The sequence below is a fragment of the Acinetobacter sp. Brlt_5 genome (genome assembly GCF_051949055.1).
GTDB lineage: Bacteria > Pseudomonadota > Gammaproteobacteria > Pseudomonadales > Moraxellaceae > Acinetobacter > Acinetobacter indicus.
The window spans coordinates 62,520-69,278 of sequence record NZ_JAYJLP010000017.1; the positions used below are offsets into that span (position 1 = coordinate 62,520).

At 47.4% G+C, this 6,759-nt stretch carries 6 protein-coding genes; 3 read left to right on the forward strand and 3 right to left on the reverse strand.

Translation table 11 applies throughout. The features are described from left to right. Positions 1 to 326: 326 nt before the first annotated feature. The 3 genes from VF685_RS11680 to VF685_RS11690 are packed head-to-tail and all read right to left on the reverse strand — an operon-like array spanning position 327 to position 3,254. Positions 327 to 893, reverse strand: a complete 567-nt coding sequence (locus tag VF685_RS11680) for an L-threonylcarbamoyladenylate synthase (RefSeq protein ID WP_005181449.1) — start codon at positions 891 to 893, stop codon at positions 327 to 329. A gap of 44 nt (positions 894 to 937) precedes the next feature. Beyond that, positions 938 to 2,080 (reverse strand): DNA-processing protein DprA, encoded by a 1,143-nt coding sequence (gene dprA, locus VF685_RS11685; protein WP_005181456.1) that lies wholly within the window; start codon positions 2,078 to 2,080, stop codon positions 938 to 940. A gap of 16 nt (positions 2,081 to 2,096) precedes the next feature. Next, the gene (locus VF685_RS11690) at positions 2,097 to 3,254 is read right to left on the reverse strand and encodes a LysM peptidoglycan-binding domain-containing protein (protein WP_016658990.1); all 1,158 of its coding nucleotides are present in this window, start codon (positions 3,252 to 3,254) and stop codon (positions 2,097 to 2,099) included. 119 nt (positions 3,255 to 3,373) lie between these two features. Here VF685_RS11690 and def point away from each other — a divergent pair, with 119 nt between their 5' ends. The 3 genes from def to VF685_RS11705 all read left to right on the forward strand — a co-directional run bounded on the left by def (position 3,374) and on the right by VF685_RS11705 (position 6,518). Further along, positions 3,374 to 3,898, forward strand: coding sequence for a peptide deformylase (def, locus tag VF685_RS11695; RefSeq protein WP_005181462.1), 525 nt, complete (start codon positions 3,374 to 3,376; stop codon positions 3,896 to 3,898). A 90-nt stretch (positions 3,899 to 3,988) separates the two neighbouring features. Beyond that, positions 3,989 to 4,411 (forward strand): DUF2946 family protein, encoded by a 423-nt coding sequence (locus VF685_RS11700; RefSeq protein ID WP_286385472.1) that lies wholly within the window; start codon positions 3,989 to 3,991, stop codon positions 4,409 to 4,411. Positions 4,412 to 4,484: 73 nt separating this feature from the next. After that, positions 4,485 to 6,518, forward strand: coding sequence for a TonB-dependent copper receptor (locus VF685_RS11705; RefSeq protein ID WP_286385471.1), 2,034 nt, complete (start codon positions 4,485 to 4,487; stop codon positions 6,516 to 6,518). Positions 6,519 to 6,759 lie beyond the last annotated feature (241 nt).

Here is a 6,759-nt window from a genome sequence, read left to right on the forward strand (position 1 = left end):
TAAAGGCAAATAGACTTTAGTCGAGGAGAGTAGCTTTTAGCTTCTTTAAAAAGCACTTTAAAAAGAGTAAGATAATTTGAACTTTTTTCAAATAATGATTGATTAATCATAGGTTTAAGCTGCCTTTTAAGAGCTAAAATATATTTGTTTTTTTTAAACTGTTCGCCCATAATACGCTCCATCGCAGATCAGCGCCTGTTGCTGAAATGCCCAGAGATTTCGATACCCTCTGGATGTGATTGATACACATCCTTTTTTATGCTCAACCATCCCTATATGGTTGAGCTTTTTTTTGCCTGAAATTTCTTTCATTTCTGGCCCGATCTTCAGTCACGAATCACGGCACCGGTTTCAGCATCCAGAATACGGCTAGGTAACTGGCTGAGTCCCAAATCGCCATTTAAATAATTCAGCTGATTGCCAAAATACTGGCTGGCCTCTTGCAGGGAGCGCGCCGGTTCCTGTCCGGCCGGATTGGCACTGGTCGATACAATAAAGCCGCTAAAGGCATGACACAGCGCAACACAGAGCGGATGCGTGGTTACACGTACCGCGACTTTAGGATGCTGGCCTTTAATCCAGCTGGGAATATGCTCACCTGCCGGCAACAACCAGGTGGTAGCACGCTCTGCGGGTGGATTGAGCCAGGAGTCGATCACCTGTTGACGCTGTGGTTCGGCCAGGTTGTGCAGCAAATGTTCTACCTGGGAAATATGACCGGCCAATAAAATCACGCCTTTTTCAATCGGACGCTGTTTCAGTTGCAGAATCTGCATGAATGCATCCTGGTTATACGGGTCACAGCCGAGACCCCAAACTGCCTCTGTAGGATAGGCCAGCACCTGTCCTTGCTGTAGACAAGTGGCTGCTTCGGCAACAGAGGTTGTAATCATGTGGTACACCTTTCGAGGTTATGCGGGGTGTACTATTGTGAACCTTATTGTGATGGACGACAACGCAGATATAGCCCCGATTGCTGCATCGCCATCCCGAGCAGCTCCAGTTCCATTAACTGCGCGGTTAAATGGGCGGTTTCCTGTTGCAGTTCGCTGGCCAGCTGGTCCATATTTTTACCGACCCAGTCCAGCTGGCTGTATAGGGCCAACAGATGTTCGGGTAAGGTCGGGTGGGCAGCTGCAGATGCTGTAGCGGATAAGGTCGCCTGCTGCTGGCTCAGCCATTGGGTTGGCAAGGCCAGATCTTCAATGACCTGTTCCGGATGATCGACCAGAATCGCGCCTTCCCGAATCAGTTGATGGCAGCCCTGATGAAATTCACTGTAAATATGTCCCGGAATGGCAAACACGGTTTTACCTTGCTCGGCCGCCAGTTTGGCGGTAATCAGCGAGCCGCTGTCCAGCGTGGCTTCGGCTACAATCACTCCCAGGCTAAGTCCACTGACAATGCGGTTACGCCGTGGAAAATGCTGCTGTAGCGGTTTGGTCTGTGGCAGGAACTCACTGATAATAGTGCCATGCCGTTGCAGAATCTGGTCACGCAGACCCTGGTGTGTGGCCGGGTAGGTGAGGTCGAGACCAGTACCCATCACGGCAATGGTACGTTGATGTTTCAAGCCACCCTGATGGGCTGCTTCATCAATGCCTTGCGCCAGACCACTGTTAATAAAAAAGCCTTTTTCACTTAAATAATAGGCAAAGTCATAAGCCACCTGCCGGCCATGCGGACTGGCTTTGCGACTGCCGACAATTGCCACTTGCGGCTGAAGTAAAGGTTGTGCCTGTCCTTGGCCAAATAAAATTGGTGGCTTGTCGGTATAGGGCAGCAGTTGGGTGGGGTAACCGACATCTTCGGGAATAAGAATAAAATCGGTATGTTGCTGGACGCGCTGCAGCAAGTGCTGGAAGTCGGCTTGTGCCTGTGCTTGATGAAAATCCCGTGCGCGTTGCAGATGGTTCTGATGCAGTCCCAGTTCTGCCCAGCGCTGCAGGTTGCCGGCTTCGGTGGCCGCAGCGGCCGAACCGAAGTGCCGAATTAATTTATAAAAGCTGGGGAGTGAATGCTGAACCAGATACCACAGGCGAATCGTTGCGAGATGACCGGGTGATATCGTATTCAGCATGGCTCATCCCTCAGTCTTAATCTTCCATAATCGGTGGCTGAATACCGGCCCCGACTTTAATTGGTAGTTCGCTGTCCAGAATATAGGCATAGCTGAGCTGGTCAAAGGTTTTAAAGACCATGGCATAGCCAATACGCTCGCCTGGCAGCTGCACCCGTTCACGGGTTTTCGGATCGGTGACCACTTCGCCTTTTTGAGTTACAGCAAATACATGACCGGATTGCACGCCGTGCGCCTGACCACGGTCAATGGTGACCACACTGTGTTTAGCCGCGGTCCCAATTGACCCCATCACACGTACCACCTGGCCATCCGCTGCAATATGTTCGGCATTGGTCGGATAGAACAGGGTCGGTAACATCGGGTCATATTCTGGCAGCACACGATCACCACGACGCACTTCGGCATTGTAGGTGTCGGTCAGTTCCAGGGTAGTAATGTCATTTTCACCGCGTACTGCAATACCGGATGCAACCTGAGTCAGCTCCAGACCGGCATTGTATTTTTTACCGTTGGCATCGGTGAAGATATACGGTTCGCCTTCACGATACACGGCATAACGCTGGCCAACTTGCAGACCCTGACCGCGGGCATAGACATTCTGGCCTTTAGCCGCCAATACACGCTGATCCGCCGTGCCTAAAATATAAGGCGTCTGTTGCAAAGATTCAGGGGCAATAATGCTGGTGCGTTCCAGCCAGTGCTGGATGTACTCCAGTGGAATCACCGGAATGGTATTGTTGAGTGACTCGACCCGGATTTGCGGCTGCAGGCTGGTGGTGTTACCCGTATAACGACGGATAATACCTTCACAGCCATCACCTTCATCTTTACCAATGATCGGGCGGCCATCATAGGTACACATCAGCAGGCGATCTCCCGGGAAAATCCAGTGCGGATTTTTCACGTGCTTGTTGCTGGCCCAGATTTCACGCCAGCGCAGCGGGTTTTGCAGAAACTTCTTGGAAATATCCCACAGCGTATCGCCTTTTTTCACCACATACACATTTGGTGCATTGGCCTGTAAGGTCGGTGGGTTGATATTGCGTGCCGGTGCGGCCTGTACAGTACTGACTGCGCCCACCCCAAAACTGAAACAGACCGCAAGTGCCAGCGCCTGCTGTTTTAACCCCAAGGCACGAAAAGAAGATGTGCCCTTCAAAACCTTTTTCATTATCATAATTCCTAAAATTATGTATGTAGTTGCGTTATAATAACGATCTTACATACATTTTTTCGATGAAGCATTCCTTCATTCGGTTATTTGACCAATGGCAAAGCTGAGGACGTAATATGGCCTTATTACCTATTTTAAGTTTCCCCGATCCCCGTCTTCGTACCATTGCACAACCCGTCGAAGAAGTTACTGATGAAATTCGTCAGCTCGCCGCAGATATGTTTGAAACCATGTATGAAGCGCCCGGCATCGGGCTGGCTGCAACGCAGGTTGACCGTCATATTCAGCTGATTGTGATGGATCTGTCTGAAAACAAAGACCAACCGATGGTATTCATTAACCCCAAAATTACCCCATTGACTGAAGAAACCCAGCCTTATGAAGAAGGCTGCTTGTCAGTGCCTCAAATATACGACAAAGTTGAGCGTCCGTCACGTGTAAAAATTGAGGCAATTAACCTTGAAGGTCAAGCATTTGAGTTAGAAGCGGACGGACTTCTCGCTGTCTGTATCCAACATGAAATGGATCACTTAAATGGTAAGCTTTTTGTCGATTATCTGTCGCCATTAAAGCGCCAGCGTGCCCGTGAAAAAGTCGAAAAAGTGGTGCGTCAGCGTCAGAAAGTGGCGGTTAAACGCTAAACAGCCCTGCGACTAAAAGATCAGGACAAAACAGCCCAATTTCGATTGGGCTTTGTTATACTTGGGCCAGTCAAAAGCAGGAATATATGTTTGTTGATTCGTAGTGGTTTACTGCTCTCACTGATGGCAGTATTTTTACAGATTGCTGTTTTTTTACAGCCTTTGCTGCCGAAAGCCTATCAGGTGGCACCGGTCTGTGAAACCATTACGCGTGCGCTTTTATTGCCGGTTGATCATTCAGCGCATGGACATGCCCATTCTGGACATCTGCACAGTCAGCATCAACCAGTCATTTCAGATGACGGGCATAATCATCATGATGCCAATCATCAATGCCAGTACTGTACCGTGTACGGCAATCTCGTTTTACCGCCAGAACTCAGTGTGAAAGAAGTGCTTGATCGTATTCAAGTGCGTTTTATCGCTTTTGAAAAAGCTTTCCAGCATGTCTGGTTTGCACTGCAACGACTATTTCTTATTCCTCAGGGTAGGGCACCGCCACTGTTTGCATAAAACCGCGTTTGTTTTGCTTGGGTCTTGAATGACTTAAGCCGTGTTTTATATGTATTCCAGTGAGAAATGAAAAATGGCTCAGCCAAAATTCTTTTTACAGCCTCTTGCGGCTGCGATTTGTGTTGCTTGTTATTCACCAGTTGTGTTTGCAGAAACCCCAACACCCGTCCAAAGTCTGGCACCTATTGTGATGACTGCGCATCAGGGCAATGATGCCAACGGCCTGATTGTCCGTGCCTATCCGAAACAGCCAATTCAACCGATTCCAGCCACCGATGGCGCAGATTATCTGCAAAGTATTGTCGGTTTTAGCGCGGTCAACAGTGGCGCTGGTACTAATGGCGATGTGACTTTCCGTGGCATGTTTGGTTCGCGGATTAAAATTCTGACCGATGGAACAGAAAACCTGGGTGCCTGTCCGAGTCGTATGGATTCACCGACCTCCTATATTTCACCAGAAAGTTATGACCAGATTTCGGTAATTAAAGGCCCACAAACCGTGCAATATGCCAATACCGGCTCAGCTGCCACCGTGATTTTTGAGCGCCGTCCGGAACAGTTTGATGAAGATCAGCACTATCGTGGTCAACTGAGTGTGCTGGCCGGTTCATTTGGCCGTCTGGACCATAATATTGAGGTTGCAGCAGGCGACGAGCAGAAATATATTCGCCTAAATAGCAACCGTTCGGTATCGAATAGCTATCAGGATGGTGAGGGCAATACCGTGCCATCGGACTGGGAACGTTGGAATGCTGATGTAGCACTGGGCTGGACCCCGGATGCAGATACCTGGGTCGAACTGACTGGGGGGAAAGCCGATGGTGAAGCGGTGTATGCTGGCCGGATGATGGATGGTTCCAAATTTGCCCGTGAAAGTCTGGGTTTACGCGTTGAAAAACAGAACGTCACTGATGTGATCAAGAGAATTGAAGCGCAGGTTAACTACAACTTTAATGATCATGTGATGGATAACTATAGTTTGCGTCAGTTTAAGCCGACCATGATGATGCCAGAAGAAACGGCTACCAACGTGGCGCGTAAAACCTTAAACGCACGTCTGGCAGTGACACATGAGTGGGATCAGCTAGATTTTATTACGGGTATTGATACTCAAAATAATGAGCACACAATCCGTAAGACCGATACAGAAAATAATATTGCCTATCATGCCTTACCACGTATCAAAGATATGAAGTTTCAGTCTGTTGGCGCTTTTGGTGAGTTGGGTTATCAGCTGAGTGAGCAGAATCGTTTGGTGGGCGGTGTTCGTGTCGATCAGGTTGAAGTAGATGCGGTACAAAGCACACAGCAACGTCAGGAAACCTTACCGAGTGCCTTTATCCGTTTGGAAAACCAGCATCCTCATCATGATGCTAAAACCTATATTGGTTTAGGTTATGTAGAACGGATGCCAGATTATTGGGAACTGTTTAGTCCCGTTTCAGGAAATGGCAATACCAATACCTTTAAAAACATTGATACTGAAAAAACACTACAGCTAGATTTTGGTTATCAGCATGAGCATGGTGCATTTAGCTCCTGGGTGTCTGCATATGCAGGGTTGATTCAGGATTTTGTACTGACCGATTATCTGCCAACAGGCCGTATGGGTATGCTGGAAGCACATACCCAGAATGTCGATGCCACGATTGCGGGTGTAGAAGCGGGGCTGGCATATCAATTTAGCGATGCGATTCAGGCAGATGTTAGCGCAATGTATGCCTGGGGTGAAAACACCACTGACAATACGCCGTTACCACAGATTGCACCGCTTGAAGGTCGTGTAAACTTACGTTATATCCAGGATCGTTATACCTTGGGTGCCTATTGGCGAATCGTAGATGGTCAAAACCGGATTAGCCAGAACCAGGGCAATATTGTGGGCTATGACCTGAAAGAAAGCGCAGGTTTCGGCACCTTATCTTTAAACGGCACGTACCATCTTTCCGATGGGGTTGATCTTTCTGTGGGAATCGACAACGTTCTAGATAAGACGTATACCGAACATCTCAATAAAATGGGGAATGCAGGTATTGGTTTAGCCGCCAACGAGCAATTCAATAATGTGGGCCGTAATTATTGGGCACGAATGAGCTTTAAATTCTAATTAGCTCGAAATGCAGACAAAAAGCAGGGCGAAAGTCCTGCTTTTTATTTTTAAAATTTTATAAAATTTATTTATTTCAATAGCTTAATATAAATTGATATTTCCAAATAAAATAACGAATATTTTTCTTAAAATATTTTTTATAAATAAAACAATTATTTATAAATTTTTTGGATTATAAAATAAACACACGTTTCAGAAGTTTTAAAAAAGGTATTGCAACCCCTCTGAAATCCTGTAG

What these genes read in the sequence shown, in the direction of transcription:
- VF685_RS11690 (WP_016658990.1), bottom strand. Translation starts at nt 3,254, where the DNA reads ATGAAAAAGGTTTTGAAGGGCACATCTTCTTTTCGTGCCTTGGGGTTA.
- dprA (WP_005181456.1), bottom strand. Translation starts at nt 2,080, where the DNA reads ATGCTGAATACGATATCACCCGGTCATCTCGCAACGATTCGCCTGTGG.
- VF685_RS11705 (WP_286385471.1), top strand. Translation starts at nt 4,485, where the DNA reads ATGGCTCAGCCAAAATTCTTTTTACAGCCTCTTGCGGCTGCGATTTGT.
- def (WP_005181462.1), top strand. Translation starts at nt 3,374, where the DNA reads ATGGCCTTATTACCTATTTTAAGTTTCCCCGATCCCCGTCTTCGTACC.
- VF685_RS11680 (WP_005181449.1), bottom strand. Translation starts at nt 893, where the DNA reads ATGATTACAACCTCTGTTGCCGAAGCAGCCACTTGTCTACAGCAAGGA.